Annotated in this window: 32 protein-coding genes and 1 other RNA gene; 14 read left to right on the forward strand and 19 right to left on the reverse strand. The window is 69.3% G+C overall.

Annotated features, from left to right (window positions below; all coding sequences use genetic code 11):
• The coding region (locus tag ACFE65_RS09495) for an NUDIX domain-containing protein (RefSeq protein WP_375382122.1) at nt 1–376 on the forward strand (376 nt) is incomplete at its 5' end.
• Nucleotides 377–596: 220 nt separating this feature from the next.
• On the opposite strand, the gene ACFE65_RS09500 is transcribed toward ACFE65_RS09495, so the two are convergent.
• From ACFE65_RS09500 to ffh, 5 genes are all read right to left on the reverse strand, one after another.
• Nucleotides 597–1,286, reverse strand: a complete 690-nt coding sequence (locus ACFE65_RS09500) for a phytanoyl-CoA dioxygenase family protein (protein ID WP_375382123.1) — start codon at nt 1,284–1,286, stop codon at nt 597–599.
• Nucleotides 1,283–1,729, reverse strand: a complete 447-nt coding sequence (rimM, locus tag ACFE65_RS09505) for a ribosome maturation factor RimM (RefSeq protein ID WP_375382124.1) — start codon at nt 1,727–1,729, stop codon at nt 1,283–1,285. The genes ACFE65_RS09500 and rimM overlap by 4 nt, the downstream gene beginning before the upstream one ends.
• Before the next feature lie 52 nt (nt 1,730–1,781).
• On the reverse strand, nt 1,782–1,913 hold the full coding sequence (locus tag ACFE65_RS09510) for a hypothetical protein (RefSeq protein ID WP_375382125.1): 132 nt from the start codon (nt 1,911–1,913) through the stop codon (nt 1,782–1,784).
• Nucleotides 1,914–2,147: 234 nt separating this feature from the next.
• A complete protein-coding gene (gene rpsP, locus ACFE65_RS09515; protein WP_375382126.1) occupies nt 2,148–2,531 on the reverse strand; it encodes a 30S ribosomal protein S16 in 384 nt (127 codons plus the stop codon).
• A gap of 124 nt (nt 2,532–2,655) precedes the next feature.
• Nucleotides 2,656–4,158 (reverse strand): signal recognition particle protein, encoded by a 1,503-nt coding sequence (ffh, locus tag ACFE65_RS09520; protein WP_375382127.1) that lies wholly within the window; start codon nt 4,156–4,158, stop codon nt 2,656–2,658.
• A 174-nt stretch (nt 4,159–4,332) separates the two neighbouring features.
• On the opposite strand from ffh, the gene ftsY reads away from it, so the two are divergent.
• Together ftsY and ACFE65_RS09530 are read left to right on the forward strand one after the other, a co-directional pair.
• Nucleotides 4,333–5,271, forward strand: coding sequence for a signal recognition particle-docking protein FtsY (gene ftsY / locus ACFE65_RS09525; RefSeq protein ID WP_375382128.1), 939 nt, complete (start codon nt 4,333–4,335; stop codon nt 5,269–5,271).
• The gene (locus ACFE65_RS09530) at nt 5,268–6,002 is read left to right on the forward strand and encodes an inner membrane-spanning protein YciB (RefSeq protein ID WP_375382129.1); all 735 of its coding nucleotides are present in this window, start codon (nt 5,268–5,270) and stop codon (nt 6,000–6,002) included. Before ftsY ends, ACFE65_RS09530 begins: the two co-directional genes overlap by 4 nt.
• Nucleotides 6,003–6,151: 149 nt before the next feature.
• On the opposite strand, the gene ACFE65_RS09535 is transcribed toward ACFE65_RS09530, so the two are convergent.
• Complete coding sequence (locus tag ACFE65_RS09535; protein ID WP_375382130.1) at nt 6,152–6,487, reverse strand: winged helix-turn-helix transcriptional regulator; 336 nt, start codon at nt 6,485–6,487, stop codon at nt 6,152–6,154.
• A gap of 105 nt (nt 6,488–6,592) precedes the next feature.
• Between ACFE65_RS09535 and ACFE65_RS09540 the strand changes: the two genes are divergently transcribed.
• Nucleotides 6,593–7,675, forward strand: a complete 1,083-nt coding sequence (locus ACFE65_RS09540) for an alcohol dehydrogenase catalytic domain-containing protein (protein ID WP_375382131.1) — start codon at nt 6,593–6,595, stop codon at nt 7,673–7,675.
• 74 nt (nt 7,676–7,749) lie between these two features.
• On the opposite strand, the gene ACFE65_RS09545 is transcribed toward ACFE65_RS09540, so the two are convergent.
• Both ACFE65_RS09545 and pspF read right to left on the reverse strand, forming a co-directional pair.
• Nucleotides 7,750–8,361, reverse strand: coding sequence for a superoxide dismutase (locus tag ACFE65_RS09545; protein WP_375382132.1), 612 nt, complete (start codon nt 8,359–8,361; stop codon nt 7,750–7,752).
• Nucleotides 8,362–8,579: 218 nt separating this feature from the next.
• On the reverse strand, nt 8,580–9,635 hold the full coding sequence (gene pspF, locus ACFE65_RS09550) for a phage shock protein operon transcriptional activator (protein ID WP_375382133.1): 1,056 nt from the start codon (nt 9,633–9,635) through the stop codon (nt 8,580–8,582).
• A 185-nt stretch (nt 9,636–9,820) separates the two neighbouring features.
• Between pspF and ACFE65_RS09555 the strand changes: the two genes are divergently transcribed.
• The 9 genes from ACFE65_RS09555 (at nt 9,821) to ACFE65_RS09595 (ending at nt 12,824) form a co-directional block, all read left to right on the forward strand.
• Nucleotides 9,821–9,976, forward strand: coding sequence for a hypothetical protein (locus ACFE65_RS09555; RefSeq protein ID WP_375382134.1), 156 nt, complete (start codon nt 9,821–9,823; stop codon nt 9,974–9,976).
• Between the two features lie 68 nt (nt 9,977–10,044).
• Nucleotides 10,045–10,710, forward strand: coding sequence for a phage shock protein PspA (gene pspA, locus ACFE65_RS09560; protein ID WP_375382135.1), 666 nt, complete (start codon nt 10,045–10,047; stop codon nt 10,708–10,710).
• Nucleotides 10,711–10,713: 3 nt separating this feature from the next.
• Nucleotides 10,714–10,983: an envelope stress response membrane protein PspB gene (gene pspB / locus ACFE65_RS09565; RefSeq protein ID WP_375382136.1), complete on the forward strand. Its 270-nt coding sequence runs from the start codon at nt 10,714–10,716 to the stop codon at nt 10,981–10,983.
• Nucleotide 10,984: 1 nt separating this feature from the next.
• Nucleotides 10,985–11,362, forward strand: coding sequence for an envelope stress response membrane protein PspC (gene pspC, locus ACFE65_RS09570; protein WP_375382137.1), 378 nt, complete (start codon nt 10,985–10,987; stop codon nt 11,360–11,362).
• A 27-nt stretch (nt 11,363–11,389) separates the two neighbouring features.
• Entirely contained in the window at nt 11,390–11,689 is a 300-nt protein-coding gene (locus tag ACFE65_RS09575; RefSeq protein WP_375382138.1) for a hypothetical protein, read from the forward strand.
• A 36-nt stretch (nt 11,690–11,725) separates the two neighbouring features.
• Nucleotides 11,726–11,848, forward strand: a complete 123-nt coding sequence (locus ACFE65_RS09580) for a hypothetical protein (RefSeq protein ID WP_375382139.1) — start codon at nt 11,726–11,728, stop codon at nt 11,846–11,848.
• 26 nt (nt 11,849–11,874) lie between these two features.
• The gene (locus ACFE65_RS09585; protein WP_375382140.1) at nt 11,875–12,117 is read left to right on the forward strand and encodes a hypothetical protein; all 243 of its coding nucleotides are present in this window, start codon (nt 11,875–11,877) and stop codon (nt 12,115–12,117) included.
• 22 nt (nt 12,118–12,139) lie between these two features.
• The gene (locus ACFE65_RS09590) at nt 12,140–12,373 is read left to right on the forward strand and encodes a hypothetical protein (RefSeq protein WP_375382141.1); all 234 of its coding nucleotides are present in this window, start codon (nt 12,140–12,142) and stop codon (nt 12,371–12,373) included.
• A gap of 43 nt (nt 12,374–12,416) precedes the next feature.
• Nucleotides 12,417–12,824: a SufE family protein gene (locus tag ACFE65_RS09595; protein ID WP_375382142.1), complete on the forward strand. Its 408-nt coding sequence runs from the start codon at nt 12,417–12,419 to the stop codon at nt 12,822–12,824.
• A 26-nt stretch (nt 12,825–12,850) separates the two neighbouring features.
• Here the strand turns inward: ACFE65_RS09595 and ACFE65_RS09600 are convergent, their stop codons facing one another.
• The 11 genes from ACFE65_RS09600 to ACFE65_RS09650 all read right to left on the reverse strand — a co-directional run bounded on the left by ACFE65_RS09600 (nt 12,851) and on the right by ACFE65_RS09650 (nt 21,441).
• Complete coding sequence (locus ACFE65_RS09600) at nt 12,851–13,237, reverse strand: hypothetical protein (RefSeq protein ID WP_375382143.1); 387 nt, start codon at nt 13,235–13,237, stop codon at nt 12,851–12,853.
• On the reverse strand, nt 13,234–13,785 hold the full coding sequence (locus ACFE65_RS09605; RefSeq protein WP_375382144.1) for a J domain-containing protein: 552 nt from the start codon (nt 13,783–13,785) through the stop codon (nt 13,234–13,236). The genes ACFE65_RS09600 and ACFE65_RS09605 overlap by 4 nt, the downstream gene beginning before the upstream one ends.
• A gap of 61 nt (nt 13,786–13,846) precedes the next feature.
• An RNA gene (gene rnpB, locus ACFE65_RS09610) (RNase P RNA component class A) lies at nt 13,847–14,272 on the reverse strand.
• An 11-nt stretch (nt 14,273–14,283) separates the two neighbouring features.
• The gene (locus tag ACFE65_RS09615; RefSeq protein ID WP_375382145.1) at nt 14,284–15,003 is read right to left on the reverse strand and encodes an N-acetylmuramoyl-L-alanine amidase; all 720 of its coding nucleotides are present in this window, start codon (nt 15,001–15,003) and stop codon (nt 14,284–14,286) included.
• A gap of 43 nt (nt 15,004–15,046) precedes the next feature.
• Complete coding sequence (locus ACFE65_RS09620) at nt 15,047–15,907, reverse strand: CheR family methyltransferase (RefSeq protein WP_375382146.1); 861 nt, start codon at nt 15,905–15,907, stop codon at nt 15,047–15,049.
• A complete protein-coding gene (locus ACFE65_RS09625; RefSeq protein WP_375382201.1) occupies nt 15,904–16,929 on the reverse strand; it encodes a chemotaxis protein CheB in 1,026 nt (341 codons plus the stop codon). Before ACFE65_RS09625 ends, ACFE65_RS09620 begins: the two co-directional genes overlap by 4 nt.
• A gap of 82 nt (nt 16,930–17,011) precedes the next feature.
• The gene (locus tag ACFE65_RS09630) at nt 17,012–17,377 is read right to left on the reverse strand and encodes a response regulator (RefSeq protein WP_375382147.1); all 366 of its coding nucleotides are present in this window, start codon (nt 17,375–17,377) and stop codon (nt 17,012–17,014) included.
• Nucleotides 17,378–17,460: 83 nt separating this feature from the next.
• Complete coding sequence (locus ACFE65_RS09635) at nt 17,461–17,898, reverse strand: chemotaxis protein CheW (RefSeq protein WP_375382148.1); 438 nt, start codon at nt 17,896–17,898, stop codon at nt 17,461–17,463.
• Nucleotides 17,899–20,244, reverse strand: a complete 2,346-nt coding sequence (locus ACFE65_RS09640) for a chemotaxis protein CheA (protein ID WP_375382149.1) — start codon at nt 20,242–20,244, stop codon at nt 17,899–17,901. It abuts the gene before it with no gap.
• A 36-nt stretch (nt 20,245–20,280) separates the two neighbouring features.
• On the reverse strand, nt 20,281–20,976 hold the full coding sequence (locus ACFE65_RS09645; RefSeq protein ID WP_375382150.1) for a histidine phosphotransferase family protein: 696 nt from the start codon (nt 20,974–20,976) through the stop codon (nt 20,281–20,283).
• A gap of 57 nt (nt 20,977–21,033) precedes the next feature.
• On the reverse strand, nt 21,034–21,441 hold the full coding sequence (locus tag ACFE65_RS09650) for a Mov34/MPN/PAD-1 family protein (protein ID WP_375382151.1): 408 nt from the start codon (nt 21,439–21,441) through the stop codon (nt 21,034–21,036).
• 12 nt (nt 21,442–21,453) lie between these two features.
• Here ACFE65_RS09650 and ACFE65_RS09655 point away from each other — a divergent pair, with 12 nt between their 5' ends.
• On the forward strand, nt 21,454–22,401 hold the full coding sequence (locus tag ACFE65_RS09655) for an RluA family pseudouridine synthase (RefSeq protein ID WP_375382152.1): 948 nt from the start codon (nt 21,454–21,456) through the stop codon (nt 22,399–22,401).
• Nucleotides 22,402–22,439 lie beyond the last annotated feature (38 nt).

Genomic DNA, 22,439 nt, shown 5'->3' on the forward strand with positions numbered 1-22,439 from the left:
TCAGATACTCGCGCCCACCGCAACCCTCTCCCGCCAACCCCGTGAGCAGTTACCGGGAGGCGGCGTCAAGAAAGGCGAAAGCACCGAAGCCGCCCTGTTTCGGGAGCTTGAGGAAGAAGTGGCGGTCACCAACCCGGTCATCGAACGTATCGTGGGAGTCTATCATAGTCGCCGCGAGGGCAAGGACGACCATATCGTCATCTTCGCGGTACGGACTAGGGCGGACGTCGGTGCAAGTCTGCGCCGCGCCGATCTCATCGAGATCGAACGGGCAGAGTGGTTCTCGCTCGATCAGCTCCCAGCCTCTACGTCTGCCGCCACCGTCCGCAGACTGACCGAATATGTGCAAGGCGTGACGGGAAGCGGTGCTTGGTAACGAGAGCCTGCTCGATCCAACGCCACGCAGTCCAGTCCGCCGAGGCGGGCGACTTGGCGCGCGAGCTGGACAGATCAGACATGCGACGGGCGAGGCGGGCGTGGCCGGAACGACGATCCGGAACGATCTAGCGAAAAATGCCCGTGCTGGCGCGGTAAAGCTGCCAATGGTCATCACTGCGAGGCTTGGCGGCGAAACTCAGCGCCTTGCTCTAAGAAGTCTACGCACCGAGCCACTCAGGGCCGCCCGGCAAGTCCTCGGCCGCATAGTCGACCTGCAAGACGCGGCGACGCATCGGAAAGCTGGCGCTCTCGGATGCGTGCAGGATCGGAGTGGCATAAACCCAAACATCGCCGGCTATGGCCGTGCAGGCTAGCTTACCACATCGACGGACAACCTCGTCAACGCGATCAGTCGGAATGCGCCCATACCGATGAGAGCCGGGGGCGATCAGCAGCGGAGCATTGGTAAGCGATACATCATCAAGATGAACTCTGAGCGTCACCATCCGAGTTAGCAAGTCGAAGGGTGGCGCCACATGATGCATCCCGGACTTAATCGTCCAAGGGCCAAAGCCGTCGACGTCCAGTCTCCGCCGGACACAAATTGTGCGGTCCTGATGCCAACCGAGCGACCAATTAGTTTCCGCTGTCTTGTCGAACAGTATGGCCCGGACAGGGCGGCTTGCCGATCCAAGGAAACCCACAGCTATTGCACCGACTGCACCGCCACCGACAAGAAACGGCTCAAGCTCCATGATACCACTGATTCTGATACCGGCGTGATCCTCCGGCAATTTGCTCAGGGTCGCGCGGATGTCGTCCAATACCGGCGCAACAGCATTTGAACGCCACTCTGCTCCATGGTCGGCGAAGTCTAAGGATCCTTCGTGGTTTACCATTCCGCTCATGCCGCCCAGTCCGCCGCCACCGTCACCCGCCCGCCCAGCGCCAACACCCCCGCCGCCGCCCCGACCGGCACCATGAAGCGTCGCCCGTCCTCCCGCTCCACGTCGAGCAGGTCGCCCGCGCCGAAATCCTCCACCGCCGCGACGTGGCCGAGCAGCGTGCCCGCCTCGTCGTGGACGGGCAGGCCGACCAGGTCGGCATGGTAATATTCGCCCTCGCCCAGCGGCGGCAGCGAGGCGCGCGGGACGGTCAGCAGCGTGCCGCGCAACCGCTCGGCGTCCTCGCGATCACGCACCTCCTCGAACCGGGCGACGAGGCCGCGAGCCGACACGAGCGTCAGCGCGCCATTGTTGAACGAGCGATAGGCGGCGAGGTCGTCGGTGAAGAGCTTCACCTTCACCTCGCCGCCGATGCCGTGCGCGCCCGTCACGGCGGCCAGCACCACCGTCGACGGATCGACGATCGTGCGGGCGGCAGACCGCGACGGTGCGGCCGGCTCAGCCTTGCGGGGAGCCGGGCTGTTGGGCCGGCGTGTCGTCGGCGCCCTCGGCGGGCGCTTCGGCCGACTGCCCTTCGTTGATGGCGTCCTCGCCGTCATCGGCGTCCGTGCGCGGATCGGGGTCGGTCATGGCGTGGTGCTCCTCTCATGAGACGCCCCCAACGCACGACCGTTCGAAACCGATCATCGCGCCCCTCCCCAACCCCGCTCATGCTGAGCCTGACCCCAACCCCGCTCATGCTGAGCCTGTCGAAGCACTGCCCTTCTTCCGTCGAAGTAGAAGGACAATCCCCTTCGACGCCGCCTGCGGCGTCGCTCAGGACAGGCTTCGACAAGCTCAGGACGAACGGTTGGTTGGTACAACTCAAGCCTCGGCCGTCTCCGCGACCGGCTCGGGCGCCGGGTTGGCGGCGGCCAGCTTCTCGGCGCGCTCCTCGGCGCGCTCGGTCGCCTTCTCGCCGGGCTTGCCCTTGGTCGGATTGTTACGCGGCGCGCGCTCCTTGACGCCGGCCACGTCGAGGAAACGGGCGACGCGGTCGGTCGGCTGCGCGCCGACGCCCAGCCAGTGCTTGGCGCGCTCGGCGTCGAGCTGGATGCGCTGGTCCGAATCCTTGGCGAGCAGCGGGTTGTAGGTGCCGATCTTCTCGAGATACTTGCCGTCGCGCGGGGACCGGGCGTCCGCCACCACGATCCGGTAGTAAGGGCGCTTCTTGGAGCCGCCACGCGACAGACGAATGCTGAGTGCCATTGGTATTCTTCCTTGGTTTAATTGTCATCCCAGCGAACGCTGGGATCGGATTGTGGATGAGGTCTTGCCCCGCCGCCAAGCGACCCCAGCGTTCGCTGGGGTGACGGGTTAGGGATGGTTGTACTTACTTGCGGCCAAATCCCCCGCGCAGGTTCGCCGGCAGGCCGCCGCCACCGCCACCCGGCAGCCCGGGCAATCCGCCGCCGGCCTTGCCCATCAACTCGCCCAGGTCGGCGCCGCCCAGCGCGTTGCCGAGCCCGGCCATGCCGCCACCGGGACCGCCCTTGCCCAGCATCGCCATCATGCCCTTGAGGCCGCCCATCTTGCGCAGCTTCTTCATGGCGCCGGCCATTTCCTGGTGCATCTTCAACAACTTGTTGATGTCCTGCACCGTCGTGCCGCTGCCCTTTGCGATGCGGATCTTGCGTTTCGCGTTGATGAGCTCGGGCTTGGTGCGTTCCTTGGCGGTCATCGACGTGATCATCGCGTCCATGTGGATCAGTATCTTGTCCCCACCCGCCTGCTGCATCGCGCCCTGTGCCTTCTTCAGGCCGGGCAACATGCCGGCGAGCGCGCCGAGGCCGCCCATCCGCCGCATCTGCGCGAGCTGCGAGCGCAGGTCGTTCAGGTCGAACTGGCCTTTCGCCATCCGTGCCGCCATGCGCTCGGCGTCTTCGGCCTGAATCGTCTCGGCCGCGCGCTCCACGAGGCTGACGACGTCGCCCATGCCCAGGATGCGGCCGGCGACGCGCTCGGGATGGAACGCCTCCAGCGCGTCGAGCTTCTCGCCCGTGCCGGCGAACTTGATCGGCTTGCCGGTGACCGCGCGCATCGACAGCGCCGCGCCGCCGCGCGCATCGCCGTCCATCCGCGTCAGCACGACGCCCGTCAGCGGCACCTGATCGGAGAAGTTCTTGGCGACGTTGACCGCGTCCTGCCCGGTCAGCGAGTCGACGACGAGCAGGATCTCCTGCGGCCGCGACACGTCCGCCACCGCGCGCATCTCGTCCATCAGCGCCTGGTCGACGTGCAGCCGCCCGGCGGTGTCGAGCATCAGGACGTCGAAGCCCTGCAGCTTCGCCGCCTGCACCGCGCGCCGCGCGATCTCCACCGGCTGCTGGCCCGCGACGATCGGCAGCGTCGCGACGTCGACCTGCGTGCCGAGCGTCGCCAGCTGCTCCTGCGCGTTGGGGCGATTGACGTCGAGCGACGCCATCAGCACCTTCTTGGCGCCACGCTCCTTCAGCCGGCGCGCGATCTTGGCGGTGGTGGTCGTCTTGCCGGAGCCCTGGAGGCCAACCATCATCACGATCGCGGGCGGCGCAACGTTGAGGTTCAGCTCCTCCTCACCCGCATGACCGGCGCCGCCCAGCATCTCGATCAACGCGTCGTGGACGATCTTGACGACCTGCTGCCCCGGCGTGATCGAGCGCAGTACGTTCTGGCCGATCGCCTGCTCGGTCGCCTTGTCGACGAACTCGCGCGCGACGGGCAGCGCCACGTCCGCCTCCAGCAGCGCCACGCGAACCTCGCGCATCGCCGCGCGCACGTCCGCCTCCGTCAGCGCGCCGCGCCCGCGCAGCCGATCGAAGACGCCACCCAGCCGGTCGCTCAAGCTCTCGAACATGGGCCTCGACTCCTCCAACGGCCATGCCCAACGCAAAACCGCCGGCGGGCGAAACCTCGCCGGCCAGCGTGTGCGAAGGGCAGGCCTCGCGAAAACGTGGACGGCCATTACGCGAAACCGTGCATCCGGGCAAGCATCGTGACTTAGCAGCGCCCCGGCCCTAGATGGCCGGCGATGGCATCCTCTCCCAATTGGCACGACAAGCTGCTCGGCGGCTTCCGGCGCACGTCCGACCGTCTGCTCGGCAACCTGGCCGGCATCTCGGCGGGCCGGCTCGATGACGATCAGCTCGACCAGATCGAGGAGGCGCTGATCGCGTCGGACCTAGGCCCGGAGACGGCCGGCCACGTCCGTGCCCGGCTCGCCGACACGGGCGTCGAGCGCAACATGGAGGAGCTGGGCGTGCGGCTGGTGGTGGCTGACGAGGTGGAGAAGACGCTGGCCAAGGTCGCGCGCCCGCTGGAGATCGACGCCTTTCCACGCCCGCAGGTGATCCTGGTGATCGGCGTCAACGGATCGGGCAAGACGACCACGATCGCCAAGATGGCGCATCTGTTCCTGGAACAGGACTATGCCGTGATGCTGGCGGCGGGCGACACGTTCCGCGCGGCCGCGATCGGGCAGTTGCGCACCTGGGCCGAGCGGGTCGGCGTGCCGATCGTGACCGGGCCGGAGGGCGGCGACGCGGCGGGCGTGGTGTGGGACGCGGTCAAGAAGGCGACCGAGATCGGCACCGACGTGCTGATCGTCGACACCGCCGGGCGCCTGCAGAACAAGCGCGAGCTAATGGACGAGCTTGCCAAGGTGCGCCGGGTGCTGGGGCGCCTCAACCCAGCCAGCCCGCATGACGTGGTGCTGGTGCTGGACGCCACGACGGGGCAGAACGCGCTCAACCAGATCGAGGTGTTCCGCGACGTGGCGGACGTGACGGGGCTGGTGATGACCAAGCTCGACGGCACCGCGCGCGGCGGCGTACTGGTCGCGGCGGCGGAGCGGTTCGGGCTGCCGATCCACGCGATCGGCGTCGGCGAGGGACTGGGCGACCTCCGCCCGTTCGACCCCAACGAGGTCGCGCGGATCATCGCCGGGGTGGACGCGGGGGTGAAGCGGTGAGCGGGTCGGCGACCGCCGCCGCCCGGCCTGCCGCGTCGCCCGGCTGGCGCGTCGCGATCGACTATGGGCCGCTTGTGGTGTTCTTCCTCGCCAACTTCCTGATGCCCGGCGATCTTGCCCGGCGGCTGGTGGTGGCGACGACCGGATCGCTGTCGGGGCTTGGCCGGATGGAGGCGCTGGTGATCGCCAAAATGATCGTCGCGACCGCCGCCTTCGTCCTGGCGACCGTCGCCGCGATGCTGTTCAGCCTCGTCAAGCTGCGCACGATCTCGCCGATGCTGTGGATATCGGGCGGGCTGGTAGTGATCTTCGGCGGGCTGACGATCTATTTCCAGAATCCCAATTTCATCAAGGTCAAGCCGACGATCGTCTATGTCACGCTGGCGGCGGTGCTCTTCTTCGGCCTGGCGACCGGGCGATCGCTGCTCCAGCAACTGCTGGGTGACGCCTATCCCGGGCTGTCGGCGACCGGGTGGCGGCGGCTGACGGTGAACTGGGCGTTCTTCTTCGTAGGGATGGCGATCGCCAACGAAGCCGTCTGGCGCCTCACCGCGCCGCGGCCGGGCGACGATCCGGCGATCTGGGTGCTGTACAAGGTGTGGGTCGCGATCCCGGCGACGATCGTGTTCGCGATCGCCAACGTGCCCATGCTGCTGAGGCACGGGCTGACCCTTGAGGATGGCCCAGGAAAGGAAGGGCGGGCGGCAACGGGCCAGCTGCCGCCGGAGTAATCTCCCTCTCCCACCGAGAGAGAGCGGCCCGCTTGCGCAGCGAGTGGGAAGGGTGAGGGCGGGTGTCCGGTTGACTGCAATCATCGGTACGGCCCGCCTCTCTCAGATCGGGTAGGTCCTTGCCGGATCGACCGGAAGGCATACCGTCCTCACACCGGTCCTTGGCCTTCCTCCTCAGATCGCGCCCGACCCCATCCGGCCATAGCGGCCATGACCGGTTCGAGCGTACGGCCGTCCTGTGTCAGGCAATAGTCCGTATGCGCCGTCGAACCGGGCTGCTCGCGACGGCTTATGAGCCCGGCGGCCTCCATCTCTCGGAGCTCCTTCGACAGGATGCGATCGCTGATCGGAGGGCAGGCCCGGCGTAAATCAGAGAAGCGACGAGGCTCCTTTCGAAACAGCGCCCAGATCAGTCGCGCCTTCCACCGACCGCCGATCAAACGGGTAGTGGTCGCGACGGGGCAAGCGGCGGGCATCTCGATCATGATCGGACCGCTAACAAAATTATCCGTGATTGCGAACAGGCGCCGGTTGTCCGACTTCGGCCGTCTACAGAAGAAACGAGGTCCCAAAAGATGAAGGCTATCTGTGTGACCCCCGAACGCGGGCTGGAGTTGCGCAACGTGCCAGAGCCGCAGAACCCTCCGTCAGGGCACCTGACGGTTCGGATCCTGGCGGCCGCGATCAACAGCGGCGACAAGAGTTTTTTGAAGCGTCCGGCCGGCGGCGCGCTGTCGCTTGGGGACATTGCGTTCGACATCTGGGGTGCATCGGCAGCAGGAGAGGTGGTCGCGTCGGGCCCAGACGTGACGGAAGGCTATGTGGGACGGAAGGTTGCGATCTACCGGTCGCTCGGCCGCGGGCCGGATACGATCGGCCTGTGGTGCGAGACAGCGCAAGTTCCTTTTACCAGCTGCCTTCGCCTGCCGGACGACGTCGATCCGGCCGACTATAGTGGCTCACTAGTCAACCTGATTACCGCCTACGCTTTTTTGGAGGACGTCTCGGCGCGGGGTGACAGTGCGGTGCTAGCTACCGCGGGCAGCTCGGCGACGGGCCGCGCGCTGGCGGTGCTTGCCCGTGCGCGCGGCATCCGCGCCTTGCTGCTGGTTCGCTCGATGCAAGCAAAGGCGGAGCTTGAACAGCACGGCATTACCGACGTTTACCTGGTCGATGGCGAGGACGGCTTGGAGGCGGCAAGCCGCGCGGCGGAAGCTTGTGGAGCCTCGACCGTGTTCGACGGAGTAGGGGGGGCGGCTCTGGGCAGACTGCTACCGCACTTGCCTCTGGGGTCCACTGTATACGCCTATGGCTTTCTAGGAGGGCCGGAGCCGGTCTCCTTCCCAAGCAGTTTACTGAACGGCCGGAACCTGACGTTGCGGCCGTTCAGCAACTTCGGCTCGGCGACCGTGCGCGACCGCGATCGGCTGGCCGCCGCTTTCCTCGCTTTGGAACACCTCGGGGATCATCCGTTGCTGCGGACCCGCGTAGGTTCGCGTTTTCGCATCGAACAGATCGAAGCGGCAATGGCCTTTAGCGGGATCGCCGGATCGAAGGCTATCATCGAGCCGTCACTTTCCGGCTCGAAACGGCGAGCGGGAGCGTGCAATCGCGACCGGTCGGACGGGCGGCTGCCGACCGCCGGCTTACAAGGGCTCAAACCGTTAAGGTAGCGCCGCTGAGGCTAGCCCCCTCACCCGTCCGCACCGGCGGCGCTCCCTCCCTCTCCAGCGGAGAGGGAGAAGTATCATCCCACCGCCGCCTCATACCGACGCCCGGCCTCGTCCCAGTTCACGACGGTCCACCACGCCTTCAGATAGCCCGGCCGGTCGTTCTGGTACGTCAGATAGTACGCGTGCTCCCACACGTCGTTGCCCAGGATCGGCGTGCCCTTGTCGGCGACGACGTCCATCAGCGGGTTGTCCTGGTTGGGCGTCGAGGTGACCTTCAGCGCGCCCGAGGCATCCGCGATCACCCAGGCCCAGCCCGAGCCGAACTGGCCCGCGCCCTTGGTGTTGAAGTCCTCCTTCAGCTTGTCGAGGCCGCCATAGGTGTCGATCGCCGCGGCGAGCTTGCCGCTCGGACCGCCGCTGCCGGCCGGGCCCATGATCTTCCAGAAGAAGTCGTGGTTCCAGAAACCGCCGCCGTTGTTGCGCACGAGCGGAGGCAGCGACGAGATGCCGGCAAGGATGTCCTCGATCGACTTGTCCGCCAGCGTCGGATCGGCGGCGACGCCCTCGTTCAGCTTGGCGGTATAGGCCGCGTGATGCTTGTCGTGGTGGAACGTCATCGTCTCCTTCGAGATCGTCGGCTCCAGCGCGTCATAGGCATAGGGCAGCGGGGGGAGTTCGAAGGCCATCGGGCGTCTCCTGTTGGTGGTCGGGCGGTGAACGCGTCGGGCGTGGCTTGGCTCCGGCCGGTTCTTCGGAGGAGCGGACCGCTGTTATCACCGGCAGCCACCCCAAAACCGTTCAGGCTGAGCTTGTCGAAGCCCTGCCCTGTTCTTCTTCGGCGGGGAGAAGGCAGCCCTTCGACAAGCTCAGGGTAGACGGTCGAAGATGCGAATGCTTCGGTGAGCTATCCCCCGATCAGATCATGCCGCCGCAGCGCATGGCGAAGCTGGTCGTAGCTCAGCCCCAGTGCCTGCGCAGACGCGCGCTGGTTGAAGCGATGCTCGGACAGGCTGCGCGCCAGCAGCTCGCGTTCGAAGCGGGCGACGCGGCTCTTAAAGTCGGACGGCCCCGCCTCGCACGCGGCGACCACGTCGTCATGCGGGTCGGGCGGCGGCGCCGGTGGCGGCTCCGTCGGTGCCTCGTCGTAAGCTTGGGAAGCTTCTGCTCTACGTTCCCCCGCTCCCGGCCGGAACGGCGACGCGAAGGGATCGAACTCGATCGCGTCGATCGGCCCGGGCCTTTCCCAGCGATACACCGCCCGCTCCACCACGTTGCGCAGCTCGCGCACGTTGCCGGGCCAGCGATAGCCGACCAGCGCGGCCATCGCCGCCGGGCCGAACCCTTCCCAGGCCTCGCGTCCCAGCTCCGACGCCATGCGCCGGCCGAAATGCTCCGCCAGCACCGCCACGTCGCCCACCCGCGCGCGCAGCGGCGGCAGCGTCACCACCTCGAAGCTCAGCCGGTCGAGCAGGTCGGCGCGGAACGTGTGCGCGTCCACCTTGTCGGGCAGGTGCTCGTTGGTGGCGGCGACGATCCGGACGTCGACGCGGATCGGGCGCGACGAGCCGATGCGCGTCACCTCGCCATATTCCACCGCGCGCAGCAGCCGCTCCTGCGCACCCATCGACAGCGTGCCGAGCTCGTCGAGGAACAGCGTGCCGCCATGCGCCTCCTCGAACCGGCCCACACGCGCCTTGGTCGCGCCGGTGAAGGCGCCCGCCTCGTGTCCGAACAGCTCCGCCTCGATCAGCGTCTCGGGCAGCGCGGCGCAGTTCATCACCACCAGCGGATGCTCCCAGCGCGGGCTCAACCGGTGCAGCCGCTCGGCCACCAGTTCCTTGCCCGTCCCGCGCTCGCCGATCACCAGCACCGGCCGGTCGAGCGCGGCGGCGCGGCTCGCCCGCTCCAGCGCGTCGAGAAAGGCGCCCGATTGGCCGATGGCGTGGCTGGAGTGCTGCATGGCGGCCAAGAGTTGGCGCGGGTTCCCAACCGTTCGCAAGCCGAAAAGCGCGAGGTGGACCGGCTATCCGCGCAAGTCATTGTAAACACGTGATCTCAGCACTTGGCACGCGATCTGCATTGGCTGTTGCGAGCCGCCGATCGAAGGCGACCCCGGACCAACCACCCACCGAACAGGAGCCCATCATGACCAACTTCGCCCGCCGCATCGCCGCCCTCGCCTTCACCACCGTCACCAGCGCGCTGCTGCTGGTCGCCGCGGTCGGCCCCGTTCACACGCCGGTCCGCACGCCGACCCACGCCGGCACGCCGGTGGCGCACAGCGCTCGCTTCATGGCATGAGCGCGCTGGTCAGGATTTCGGCGCCGCCCTTTGCCGACGACGCCCCCCTTTATCTAGGAGCCGCCATCATGAGCATCTTCTCCCGCACCCGCGACATCGTCGCCGCCAATTTCGCCGACCTGCTCGACAAGGCGGAAGACCCGGCCAAGATGATCCGGATGATCATCCTCGAGATGGAGGAGACGCTGGTTGAGGTCCGCGCATCCGCCGCGCGCACCATCGCCGACCAGAAGGAGATGCGCCGCCACATCGCGAAACTCGACGCGCTGGGCGAGAGCTGGACCGAGAAGGCGGAACTCGCGCTATCGAAGGATCGCGAGGACCTGGCCAAGGCGGCGCTGATCGAGAAGCGCAAGGCCGCCGACATGGCCGAGCAGCTCCGCGCCGAGGTGGCCGTGCTCGACGATGCGCTGCGCGCCAGCGAGGAGGATATCGCCAAGCTCCAGAAGAAGCTGGGCGACGCGCGCTCGAAGCAGAACAGCATCAACACGCGGCTGGAGAGCGCCAACAACCGCGCCCGCCTGCGCGAGATGTGGAACGGCCCCAAGACGCACGAGGCGTTCGGCCGGTTCGACACGCTGGAGCGGCAGGTCGATCATGCCGAGGGTCGCGCCGAGGCGATGGGGCTGACCGGGCCGAAGTCGCTGGAGGACGAGATCGCCGATCTGCGCGCGGGCGACCAGGTCGAGGCCGACCTGGCGGCGCTCAAGGCGCGCATGAAGAAGGAGGGCTGAGCCATGGAGGATTTCGACATCATGGGAGTGCTCGCCATCCTGGCGCTGTTCATCGGCCTGCCGTGGATCGTCCTCCACTATGTCACCAAGTGGAAGCACGCGGCGAAGATCACGCCGGAAGACGAGAACCTGCTGGACGAGATGTACAATCTCGCGCGCCGGCTCGAGGACCGGGTACAGACGGTGGAGCGCATCGTCGCCGCCGATCATCCCGACTTCCGCCCCGGCCTGACCAGCAGCCAACCCAACTACTCAATCGATCGGAGGAACTGACATGTCCGCCAGCCGCACGCAATTCTACCTCGACACGCCCAACGGGAAGGTAAAGGGCGTTTGCGCAGGGGTCGCCGACTATACCGGCATCGACGTGAGATGGGTCCGGGCCGGGGCCGTCATCCTCCTGCCGCTGACCCATCTGTTCATTCTTGCCGCCTACTTCATCGCGGCCTGGGTAGCACCGGAGAAGCCGGCCGGGCTTTACCGGACCGCCGACGACGAGCGGTTCTGGCAGGGCGTCCGCTCGAACACCAAGCGGTCGACCACCGAGGTCCGCTCCAAGTTCCGCGACATCGACCGCCGGCTGGCCGACATGGAAACCTTCTACACCAGCCGCAACACGCAGCTCTCCAGCGAGATCGAGAAGCTGCGCTGAGCCTCACGCAAAAGGGGAGTTACGACCATGAGCAACCTGGGCATCCTGATCCCGATCGCGATCTTCACCGTCGGGCCGATCAGTTACGCGTTCAACAACTGGATCCGCGTCCGCCACGGCTACGAGCCCGAAGCATGGCGCAATCGGCGGCAGCGCGGGCGCGATGGCGGCTCGCCGGACGCGGATCGCGAGGTGATGCTGCTGTCCAACGAGAACGAGAAGCTGACCGGCCAGGTTTCGCGGCTGGAGGAGCGGATCGCGGTTCTGGAGCGCATCGCCACCGATCCCGCCGAGCGCACGGCCCGCGCCATCGACGCGCTGCGCTGACGCGTCGCCCGTACCCCGTAGACTAGGACCACCACCATGATCGTCTTCCTTGCCGTCCTCGCCGCGGCCACCGCTTTCGGCGTCTTCATGACCGAGCGGATCGACCGCCCCCGCCGCCGCGCCGAGCGCCTCGCCCAAGAGGCTGCGTCCAAGGCCTGATCCACCCAACCCCCGGAGTAGCCTCGATGAACCCCTTCGAAATGGTCGCAGTGATCGTGATCGTGGTGATGATCGCCCGCGTGCTGCGCGACCGATACCGCGCCCAGGCCATGATGCCGCCGCCCCTCGCACCCAACGAGGACATGCGCCGGATGGCCGAGGAGCTCGCCCGGCTACGCGAGCGGGTGCAGGTGCTGGAGCGCGTCATCACCGACGACCACTCGGGCCACGATCTCGCGTCGCGGATCGACCGGCTGCGCGACCGTTGAGCAGACAGGAGGAGTGACCGCCATGTTCGACCACGACACCACCCTCGCACTGGCCGCCGCCGCGCTCGCGGGCCTGGCCATGCTGGTCTTCGCCGGGCTGCAGGGCTGGCGCGGCTGGCTGCAGTTGAAGCACCGCGAACTCGCCGCGACCGAGCCGCGCGGGCACGGCGCCGGCACCACCGCCCGGATCGAGATCGCCGACCTGAAGGAGCGGATCCGCAAGCTGGAGGCGATCGCGGCGGGAGTGGACCTGTAGGCGCCTGCTTGTCCCCTCTGCCCGCACCTTCTATTTTGGCGGCATGACGACGCTCGCCGATCTGCACGACGAATATGAGTTCCTGGATGCGGACGACCGCTACCGCATGCTGATCGACCTGGGCCGCACGCTGGAGCCGATGCCGGGCGCGCTCAAGACCGATGCGACGCTGGTCCGCGGCTGCTCGGCCTCCGTATGGGTCTATCCGCAGCGGCGCGACGACGGCGTGCTGCATTTCCTGGCCGACTCGAACGCCGCGATCACCAAGGGTATCATCGCGCTGGTGCTGGCGGCGGTGCAGGACCGGCCGGCCGACGCGATCCTGACAACCGACGTGCCTGCGCAGCTCGCCCCGTTCGACCTGAGCAAGCAGCTCAGCTCCAACCGGACGCAGGGCATCCCCAACATGATCGCGCTGATCCGCGACACGGCGGCGCGATACGCGGGGTAGCTGCACCTCGCTTCATCTTTTTCCGTTCAGGCTGAGCTTGTCGAAGCCCTGCCCTTGCTCGAAAGGAAAGGCAGCCCTTCGACAAGCTCAGGGTAGACGGAAGTAGGCGAGGCTGGTTCTTCACCCAACGCCGCCAACATTTTAGCCTTGGGCGTACCCGGCTTAACCAAAACCCAGCGCCCCGGCGCGGCGCCGTCCATCACCACCACCGCGCCCTTCGGACACAGCCCGAGGCATTTCACCTCCACCACGCCCGCCGCTGCCTTGCGGCCCTTGCCGACGCCCAGTTCCGCCCGCAACGCCTTCGCCAGCGTCCGGTCGCCGTCCTCGCCGAACGCGCGGCCGACCTTCTTCGAGCATTTGCCGCACACCAGCAGCACGCGCGCCCAGTCGGACGCAACGTCCGCTTTCAAGACGGCCGGCCCACTCCCGCCGCCGCCCGCGCCTCCTCGGCCGTGCGCAGCACGTCCCACGCCGCCTGGATCGCGCGGAAGCGGTCGGCGGCGGCGGCGTCGCCGGGGCGGACATCGGGATGGCTCGCCTTCGCCAGCCGCCGCCACGCCGCGCGGATCGCCGCCAGGTCGGCGTCGGGTTCCAGCTCAAGCACGTCGAGCGCGCGCATCTCGTCACGCGAGCGGCTGCCGTCGCCCGATCCCGCCCAGCGGTAATGGTGCGAGTCGGCGTAGCCGTTGGCGGTGCGCGTCTCGTCCGCCTCGCGCGCCGCGGCCTCCTCGGCGGACAGACCGTCGAAGTAATTCCAGCCGCGGTTGTACTCGCCCGCGTGCACCTGGCAGAAATACCAGCGTTCGGGACTGTTGGGAGACTTGGGCGCCGGGCAGGTGCCGGGTTCGGTGCAGCCATGGCGGTCGCACAGCCGCACCTGCACCGCCTCGCTCGCCGCGCCATAGCTTCGCCAGCGGGGAAAGCCCCAGTCGTTCGATCGGGTCGGAGTGCGCGCCATGTCGTGCCTAGCTAGGGCGTGGCCCGCGGGAAAGCCACGCCCGCGCGCCAAACCTGCGTTAACTGCCAGAGGGTCTGTAAGCCGGGTTCTGTCCACCGCCCGCTCGCGCGGCCGGATGGGCGACCATTCCTCTAGGCGCGCCATTGCTGACGCGCTCAAGCGACCAACCCGGGCGACAGGCGGGAACACGCCCCGAAGCCCGAAGGCTTCATGTCGCCCCTATTCGGTCTTGCTCCCGGTGGGGTTTGCCATGCCGCTTCCGTTGCCGGTCGCGCGGTGCGCTCTTGCCGCACCCTTTCACTCTTCACCTGGCGAAGGCTTCGGGCCAAAGCCCTGGGCCTCAGCCGTGGTTGTCTGCTCTCTGTGGCACTGTCCCTGACCCGTGCCGAAGCGCGAGCCGCCGGGCGTTACCCGGCACCGTCGTTCCGCGGAGCCCGGACTTTCCTCGGCGCGGGCGAACCCACGACGCGGCCGCCCGACCCTCTGACGTAGAAAGCCCTACTCGTCCCCCTGCGGCCTTGGCAACAGCAGCGCGAGCAGGATCATGCGGCATTCGGCGTCGACCTCACCGTCGATCAGTTCGGGGCGGAAGCGGCGCTGGAAGGCCATGATCGCGGCCATCCTCTCCGTGACGTCGTAGCCGAACCGCTCGAGCGCCAGCAGGAACCCCGCCTCCGTCCAGTGCGGGTCCATCAGGCTGCGCGTGGGCCGCGGCAACGCGAGGCGTAGGCGGGCGAGCCGGCTCCACGGGAACAGCTCGCCCGGATCGCGCTTGCGCGCCGGCGCGACGTCCGAATGGCCGACGATGTTGCCGCGCGTGATCGCGTGCCGGTCCTTGATCGCGTGGACCAGCCGGATCACCGCCTCCACCTGCACGTCCGGGAACGGGCGATAGCCGAACTCGTGGCCCGGGTTGACGATCTCGATGCCCACCGACGCCGAGTTGACGTCGGTGATGCCGCGCCAGTGCGAGCGGCCGGCATGCCAGGCACGGCGATCCTCGTCGACCAGCCGCACGACCGCGCCATCCTCGTCGACCAGATAATGCGCGGACACCTTGGCTTCCGGGTCGCGCAACCGTGCGAGCGCCGCGCCCGCGCTCTCCATCCCGGTATAATGCAGCACGATCATGCTGACCGGCGCCGTGCGCGCGTCGTGATTGGGAGACGGCGCGTCGGTGATCGCGGAGGAACCGTCGGCGGGGATGTCGTCGCTCACCCCGGCAGGCTTGCCGCGCCCCGGCGCGCTTGTAAACCGTGTGTCAGCCTGCCGCGGCGCGGGGTGCCCAGGGGCGGGGTACCGGCTCGTAGAGCCCGCGATAGCGGCCGCTGGGCTGGAAGGCGTCGGACTGGCCGATCACCGTCTCGCCGGCGCCCAGCACCAGCACGCCGCCCGGCTTCAGCGCGCCGGCCAGCCGCGTCAGCACCGTGCGTCGTGCCGGCGCCGCGAAATAGAGGAGGACGTTGCGGCAGAAGATCGCGTCGAACTGTCCCGCCGGCGGCCCGTCGAAGACGAGGTTCGCGCGCCGGAACTGGATCGGCCGCAGCAGCTCGGGCTTCGCGATCCAGTCCCCGGCATGCGCGCCGCCCGCCTCGTCGAACCAGCGGATCATGCGGGCCGCCGACAGCCCGCGCTGGATCTCGAACTGATTGAAGCGGCCCGCCCGCGCGCGGGCGATCGCCGGGTCGGACCAGTCGGTCGCGACGATCTCCGGCATGTCGCCGCCGCGCTCGGCGAACAGCATCGCGAGCGACAGCGGCTCCTGGCCGGTGGAACAGCCGGCGCACCACAGGCGCGGGCGCCCCGCTGCCGACGCGGCGATCGCGTCCGCCACCATCGCGAAGACGCCGGGATCGCGGAAGAACGACGTCTCCCCATTGAGCAGCACCTCGACCGCGCGGTCGGCGATGCCGGGATGCCGGCCAGAGAGCAGCAGGAGCGCGAGCGCATCCAGCGTGTCGCAATCATGCTCCCGCATCATCGGGCACAGCGCCGTCTCCAGCCGCCAGGCGCGATTATGCCCGAGCGACTGGCCGGTGCGCGCCTCCAGCAACGCGGCGAACACCGCATGCGCGCCGCTGGGCACGACACCGCCGGTGGGGACGGAAGCAGGCTCGGTCATCGCGGGCTCCGACGGCTGGCGATCAACTGCCCGATCGCGTCGGGGGCCAGGATGGCGTGGGCGAGCCCCGCGGTCGCGACCGCGCCGGGCATTCCCCAGATGACGGACGACTCGCGGTCCTGCACCACGAGGTCGCCGCCCGCCTCGACGAGCGCGCGCGCACCGATCGCGCCGTCGCGGCCCATGCCGCTCAGCACCACCGCCAGCGCCCGCGGCCCGCAGGCCGTGGCGATCGAGTCGAACATCACGTCCACCGACGGGAGGCAGCCGCTCGGCGCGGGGTCGGTCGACAGCCGCACCGCGACGCCGCCGTCGCCCAGCGCCACGCAGCGCACATGCGCGTCGCCGGGCGCGACGACGATCCGCGATGGCCGCAGCCGCATCCGCTCCGTCGCGACGTCGCACGGCCGGCTGGCGAGCACCGCCACCTGCGCGGCGAAGAAGGGCATGAAGGTGGTCGGCAGATGCTGGGTGATGAGGATCGGCGTCGTGAAACTCGCCGGCACCGCGCGCAGCAATTGCCCGAGCGCGTGGATGCCGCCGGTCGACGCGCCGATCGCGATGAGGTCGTACCGTCGCGCCTCGCTCGCGGGGGCGACCGGCCTTGGGATCGGCGGCGGCGGCGCGGTCGGCGCGTCGTCATGCGCGGTCAGGCGGACCAGCTTCTCGACCAGCATCGCAGCGAAGCGAGCGTGGGAGATGCCCGGTTGCGGTTTCGCCAGCGTGTCGGCCGCGCCCAGCGCGAGCGCCTGGATCGTCGCCGCCCCGCCCTCCGCGCAGACGGAGGACACCACGATCACCCGCGCCCCGTGCGAGGCGAGCACGAGGTCGGGCAGCGCGGTCAGCCCGTCGACGCCCGGCATCTCGATGTCGAGCAGGATCGCATCGACCCGCTCGCGTGCCAGCAGCGCGCGCGCGGCGGCGGCGTGCGGCACCGCGCCGGCAAGCTCGAAACATCCCGCCTCCGCGATCGCGCGGGCGATCACCGCGCGCGCCACCGCCGAATCGTCGACGATCAGGATGCGCGGCAATATGCTGGGCAAGATGCAGGGCGGCCCGGCAGGCGCCGCCGCGATCGCTGGCTCGGCCGACACGGGCGGAGGCTCAGGCCGCGCCGACGATCTGGAGCTTGCTTTCCAGCGTGTCGCGATCGAACGGCTTCATGACATATTCGTCGGCGCCCGCCTCGATCGCCGCGCGGATGTGCGCGATCCCGTTCTCCGTCGTGCAGAACACGACCTTGGGGCGCGTGGCGAGCGACGTCTCGCGCAGTGCGCGCAGGAAATCCATGCCGCTCATCACCGGCATGTTCCAGTCGAGCAGGATCACGTCCGGCACGTCGACGAGGCAGCTGTCCATCGCCTCGCGGCCGTCGCACGCCTCGCGGACCGTATAGTCGAGCGTTTCGAGGATGTGCCGGGCGACCTTGCGGATCACCTTGGAGTCGTCGACGACGAGGCAGGTTTTCATGGTGGCGGTGATCCGGCTTGCTGTGATGCCCCGTCCTGCGGCAGCAGGCGTAAGCACCGGGTTAATCGGGGAAAAGAACGCGATCAGCCGACCGCGGCGACCGTCGAGGGCGACAGGCCCGGCACCAGCGCACGCAGATCGACGGCCACCACCGCCTCCCCGTCGACCTCCACCAGCCCGCGCGCGACGGCGGCCCAGCGCCCGCCCAGCGCTAGTCCGGGCGGTAGCGGCCGGCACTCGAAGGCGGCGACGTCCTCCAGCGAATCGACCAGGATCGCATAGCGGTGGCCGTCGATCAGCGAGACGACGGCACGCGGCGCGCGCGCGGCGCGGTCGACGGCGCCGAGCGCGGCGCGCGAGCCGATCACGGTCATCACCCGGCTGCGCAACGCGGCCAGCCCCTCGACCTCGCACGGGGCGCCCGGCACCGGGACGAGCGGCCCGATGTCGACGACGGATTCGACCTGGTCGGCGGAGATGGCGACGGCGCGGTCCGCCATGCGGGCGAGCAGGTAAAGCATTCAGGCGGCCCTCCCCAGCCGTTGCGCGATCGCCGCCAGCACACCCGCGCGATCGTAGCGATAGACGGCGCCGCCGCTCCCGCCGGGATCGCGCGCGAGCGTCAGCAGCGGCGCGCCGGCGGCCGCGGCCCAGGCCGGCTCTCCATCCAGGACGAGCGCGATGTCCGCGACCTCGCCCGCCGCGCCTTGCGTCGCGACGCGATAGCCCGCGCCCTCCAGCATCGGCCGCAGGAAGCCTTCGAGCCAACCGCCGGCATCGGGTTGCAGCAGGCACAGCGGCGCGGCGTCCGCCGGCGATGGGATGGCGGCCGCGCCGGCGGCGGCGTCGGCGAAGATCCAGAACGGGTCCACCACCTCGATCTGGTCGCCGTCGATCACCGCCACGCCGGCGACGATGCCCGGCGCCGCGGCGGGCGCGAGCACCGGCGGCAGCGTCACGATGTCGAGCGCCTCGCCGATCGCATAACCCAGGCCCGATCGATCGTCGTGCAGCCGCAGCACCGCGACCAGCGCGCGATCGCCGATCGCGCCGGTCGCGACGATCGGCACGGTGCCCCCGTCCACCGTCATGCGCAGCCGGCCGCCGCTGCGGCGGATGGTCTCGGTCGGCACCTGCTGGATGCGGTCCACCATCGCGAGCGGGATGGCGCGGCGCTCCCCGTTCAGGTCGACGAACAGCAGCGCCTCGACGCCGCGGGCCTGTTCGGCCTCGATGGTCGCGGGCTGCGGCACCTCGGGCGCGAACACCAGCCCCGCCTTCTCGGCGATCCCGCCCGCGTCGAGCAGCAGCATCGGCAGCCCGCTGTCGGGGAGCGTCTGCCCCGCATAGATGCCGACCGCCATGACCGATGGCGCGGACGGCTTGACGACCAGCTCCTCGGTATCGAACACCGTGTCGACGCCGAGCGCATAGCTGCCGCCGCGCAGGTCCAGCACCACCAGCATCCGCCGCTCGGCCGCCGCCAGTCCCAGCGTGATGCCCAGGTCGATCAGCGGCATGCGCCGATCGCGCACGGTCGCGACCTGCGCGTCGCCGAGCTGCTGGACACGGATCTTCTCGCCCTGCGTCGTCACGATCTCGCCGATCGTCTGGCGCGGGATCGCGAACCGCTGGCCGGCGATGCCGACGATCACCGCCGGGATGATCGACAGCGTCAACGGCACGTGGATGCCGACCGTCAGCCCGCGGCCCGGCGCGTTGGCGAGCTCGATCCGGCCGCCGACCTGCTCGACGTTGGCGCGGACCACGTCCATGCCCACGCCGCGCCCGGAGATGGCGGTCGCCTCGTCCTTGCTCGACAGACCGGGGTGGAAGATCAGCTCCAGCCGCGCCGCCTCCGTCAGCTGCCGCAGCGCGGCCGCGTCCTGGCCGGGCTGCGCCGACAGCTTGGCGACCAGCCGATCGGTGTCGATGCCGCGGCCGTCGTCGGCGATGTCGATGATGATCTGGTTGCCCGACTGGCGCGCCGACACGACGAGGCGGCCGGCGTCCGGCTTGCCCGCCAGCCGCCGCTCCGCCGGTGATTCGATCCCATGGTCGATCGCGTTGCGGATCAGGTGGACGAGTGGGTCTCGCATCACCTCCACCATCTCGCGGTCGAGCTCGACGTCCGATCCGTCGATCGCGAGCGACACGGTCTTGCCCAGGCTGGCGGCGGTGTCGCGCACCATGCGCGGCAGTGGCGAGAACAGCGCGTCGATCGTCTGCATCCGCGTGCGCGTCACCGTCTCGCGCATGTCGACGACGCTCGCGGACAGCCGCTCCAGCGCCGCCTCCAGCCGCGGATCGGCGTCGTCGCGCAGCTTGCGCGCCAGCTCGTTGCGCGCGAGCACCATGTCGGACATGCCGCTCATCATCCGGTCGAGCAGGTCGACGTTCAGCCGCACGCTGCGCGTGACGGCGCGGGCGGATGGCGCGACGGCGCCAGGCTTGCCGGCCGGCCGCGGCGCGTCTTCGGGGACGGGCCCGGGCATCGGACCCTTGCCGTCCAGCGCAGCGATCAGCAGGTCGTCACCGGTGTCGTCGAGCGTCAGGCCCGCGTCGATCGCCTCGACGATCTCGCCGATCCGGTCGATGATCGCCAGCACCGCGTCGACGGTCGCGGTATCGGGCCATCGCTCGCCCAAGCGCACCGCCGCCAACACGTCCTCGGCCGCGTGGCTGAGCCGCGCGAGCCGCGGCAGGTCGAGGAAGCCGCAGCTTCCCTTCACCGTGTGGACGAAGCGGAAGATCGCATCGAGCCGGGCCTTGTCGGCCGGGGCCGCCTCCCACGCGACGATCTCGCCCGAGATCGCGTCCAGCGTCTCGCGCGTCTCGGCGATAAACTCCTGCAGCAATTCGTCCATGGTGCGCGACCATGACGCAGGCCGGTTAACGGGTGGTTAGGTGCGCGCCGCCACCGGAGCCGCCATCGGGACCGCCGCCGGGAAGGTCGCGCCGAAGAGCAGCACCCCCTCCTCGCCCGCATCGACCTGGACGCGCCCGCCCGCCGCCGTCACCAGCGCGTGAACCAGGTGCGCGGCCGCGGTGCGCGCGGTGACCTCTGCCGCCGCCTCGCCGCCGGTCAGCGCGTCGCGCAATGCGGGATCGAGCACCAGTCGCGGTCCCTGCGCGCGGAGCACGACTTCCAGCGATCCCCTGCCCGGCCCGGTCGAGTCCCCCTGCTCGGCCCCGACGTCCAGCCGGCCGCCGCGGATCAGCGCATCGCCCGCGATCATCCCGAGGTTCAGCAGCACCTTGGCGGCGGGCTTGGGCAGCGTGTCCTCCTCCACCAGCCAGCCGAGCGCCAGCCGCTTGTTGCCGGCGAGCAGGCCTTCGAGCGCCGATCGCGCCTCGTGCGCGTCCACCGTGTCGCCGAACCCGCCGGCGGCACCGAACGCCAGCCGGAAGAACTTGAGCTTCGCCGCCGAGGTGCGCGCGCTTTCGGCGAGCAATTCCATGCAGCGCGCGCGCATCGCGGGGTCGGTCTCGTCAGCGAGCAGTTCCAGCCCGTTGTTGAGCGCCCCCACCGGCGAGAGGAGATCGTGGCACAGGCGCGAGCAGAGCAGGCTTGCGAAATCGACGGCGCTGGTGGTCATGGAAAACTTTCGGACAGGGCTTCCGTTGTGGCGATGCGCGGCCGGGCGGACAACCGCTTAAACGCGCTCGATCGCGACCGGGTCGAAACGGCCATGCTGTTGCCCCCGCTCGACGGCGCGCCAGGCGCCGACGGCGCGCGTCGTGGCGATCAGCCAGAACCATCCGTCCGGCGCGGCGGCGGCGGCGTCACGGGCGGAGGGCTCCGGCGTGCCCGACGGGTGCGAGTGGTAGCAGCCGACCAGCCTCAGGCCGCCACGACGCATCGCGCGATGCGCGGCGAGCAGCGCGGCCGGATCGATCTCGAACGCCACCGCCGGCTCTGCGGCGACGTTGCGGCAGCGTCGCCGCTCCACGATCCGCGCATCGTCGCCGAACAACAGCCCGCAGATCTCGACCGGCGAGCCCGCCGCCTCGGCGACGATCGCGTCGAGGACCGCGCTTGCGATCTCGAGTGTGGTTCCCATGTTGCAGAGGCAATGGACCGGGGGGTCTCGATCATACAAGCGACGATCGCACCCACCGCCCATGGCTGGCGACTGGACCGCGCGCTGGCGGATGCGGTGCCGGCGGTGTCGCGGGAACGGCTGAAGGCGCTGATCTCGTCGGGCCGGGTGACCCGCGACGGCGTCCCCACTCGCGATCCGGCGCGCGCGGCGGCGGCCGGCGACGTCTTCGAGGTCGCGGTGCCCGACCCCGAACCGGCGGACGCGGCGGCGCAGGACATCCCGCTCACCATCGTGTTCGAGGACGAGCATCTGCTGGTGATCGACAAGCAGGCCGGGCTGGTCGTCCATCCGGCGGCGGGCAACCTCGACGGCACGCTCGTCAACGCGCTGCTCCACCATTGCGCGGGGCGATTGAGCGGCATCGGCGGGGTCGCGCGGCCGGGCATCGTCCACCGGATCGACAAGGACACGTCCGGGCTGATGGTCGCCGCCAAGACCGACCGCGCGCACGAAGGCCTGGCGCGGCAGTTCCACGATCACAGCATCGACCGGCGTTACCTTGCGATCACTTCGGGCGTGCCGGTGCCCGCGACGGGCAGCGTCGACGCCCCGCTCGCCCGTAGCCCTCGCGACCGCAAGAAGGTCGCGATCGTGCCGAGCGGCAAACGCGCGGTGACGCACTATGCCGTGAAGGAACGGCTGTGCGGCGCGGCGCTGGTCGCGTGCCGACTCGAGACCGGCCGCACGCACCAGGTGCGCGTACACATGGGTTCGCTTGGCCATCCTTTGGTCGGCGATCCCGTCTATGGCCGGACCCGATCGGACCACCACGCGTTGCTGGAGATGTTGGGTTTCCGACGACAGGCCTTGCATGCCGCGAGGCTGGGGTTCACTCATCCGGTGACGGGCGAGGACGTGGCTTTCGACAGCGACCTGCCGGCAGACATGCAGGCGCTGTTCAGACATCTTTCGATATAGGCGCTCGACGCGGAGCGGCCCTTGCAGGGCCCGGCGCG

It is taken from the genome of uncultured Sphingomonas sp. (assembly GCF_964237335.1).
In the GTDB taxonomy this organism is placed as follows: Bacteria; Pseudomonadota; Alphaproteobacteria; order Sphingomonadales; family Sphingomonadaceae; genus Sphingomonas.

Coding starts and splice junctions, on each gene's coding strand:
- ACFE65_RS09590 (WP_375382141.1), top strand. CDS start 12,140: ATGTTCGACCACGACACCACCCTCGCACTGGCCGCCGCCGCGCTCGCG.
- ACFE65_RS09620 (WP_375382146.1), bottom strand. CDS start 15,907: ATGACCGAGCCTGCTTCCGTCCCCACCGGCGGTGTCGTGCCCAGCGGC.
- ACFE65_RS09510 (WP_375382125.1), bottom strand. CDS start 1,913: ATGACCGACCCCGATCCGCGCACGGACGCCGATGACGGCGAGGACGCC.
- pspF (WP_375382133.1), bottom strand. CDS start 9,635: ATGCAGCACTCCAGCCACGCCATCGGCCAATCGGGCGCCTTTCTCGAC.
- ACFE65_RS09555 (WP_375382134.1), top strand. CDS start 9,821: ATGACCAACTTCGCCCGCCGCATCGCCGCCCTCGCCTTCACCACCGTC.
- ftsY (WP_375382128.1), top strand. CDS start 4,333: ATGGCATCCTCTCCCAATTGGCACGACAAGCTGCTCGGCGGCTTCCGG.
- pspC (WP_375382137.1), top strand. CDS start 10,985: ATGTCCGCCAGCCGCACGCAATTCTACCTCGACACGCCCAACGGGAAG.
- ACFE65_RS09585 (WP_375382140.1), top strand. CDS start 11,875: ATGAACCCCTTCGAAATGGTCGCAGTGATCGTGATCGTGGTGATGATC.
- ACFE65_RS09535 (WP_375382130.1), bottom strand. CDS start 6,487: ATGATCGAGATGCCCGCCGCTTGCCCCGTCGCGACCACTACCCGTTTG.
- ACFE65_RS09575 (WP_375382138.1), top strand. CDS start 11,390: ATGAGCAACCTGGGCATCCTGATCCCGATCGCGATCTTCACCGTCGGG.
- ACFE65_RS09605 (WP_375382144.1), bottom strand. CDS start 13,785: ATGGCGCGCACTCCGACCCGATCGAACGACTGGGGCTTTCCCCGCTGG.
- ACFE65_RS09595 (WP_375382142.1), top strand. CDS start 12,417: ATGACGACGCTCGCCGATCTGCACGACGAATATGAGTTCCTGGATGCG.
- pspB (WP_375382136.1), top strand. CDS start 10,714: ATGGAGGATTTCGACATCATGGGAGTGCTCGCCATCCTGGCGCTGTTC.
- ACFE65_RS09630 (WP_375382147.1), bottom strand. CDS start 17,377: ATGAAAACCTGCCTCGTCGTCGACGACTCCAAGGTGATCCGCAAGGTC.
- pspA (WP_375382135.1), top strand. CDS start 10,045: ATGAGCATCTTCTCCCGCACCCGCGACATCGTCGCCGCCAATTTCGCC.
- ACFE65_RS09635 (WP_375382148.1), bottom strand. CDS start 17,898: ATGCTTTACCTGCTCGCCCGCATGGCGGACCGCGCCGTCGCCATCTCC.
- ACFE65_RS09650 (WP_375382151.1), bottom strand. CDS start 21,441: ATGGGAACCACACTCGAGATCGCAAGCGCGGTCCTCGACGCGATCGTC.
- rpsP (WP_375382126.1), bottom strand. CDS start 2,531: ATGGCACTCAGCATTCGTCTGTCGCGTGGCGGCTCCAAGAAGCGCCCT.
- ACFE65_RS09545 (WP_375382132.1), bottom strand. CDS start 8,361: ATGGCCTTCGAACTCCCCCCGCTGCCCTATGCCTATGACGCGCTGGAG.
- ACFE65_RS09655 (WP_375382152.1), top strand. CDS start 21,454: ATGGACCGGGGGGTCTCGATCATACAAGCGACGATCGCACCCACCGCC.
- ACFE65_RS09500 (WP_375382123.1), bottom strand. CDS start 1,286: ATGAGCGGAATGGTAAACCACGAAGGATCCTTAGACTTCGCCGACCAT.
- ACFE65_RS09580 (WP_375382139.1), top strand. CDS start 11,726: ATGATCGTCTTCCTTGCCGTCCTCGCCGCGGCCACCGCTTTCGGCGTC.
- ACFE65_RS09645 (WP_375382150.1), bottom strand. CDS start 20,976: ATGACCACCAGCGCCGTCGATTTCGCAAGCCTGCTCTGCTCGCGCCTG.
- ACFE65_RS09640 (WP_375382149.1), bottom strand. CDS start 20,244: ATGGACGAATTGCTGCAGGAGTTTATCGCCGAGACGCGCGAGACGCTG.
- ffh (WP_375382127.1), bottom strand. CDS start 4,158: ATGTTCGAGAGCTTGAGCGACCGGCTGGGTGGCGTCTTCGATCGGCTG.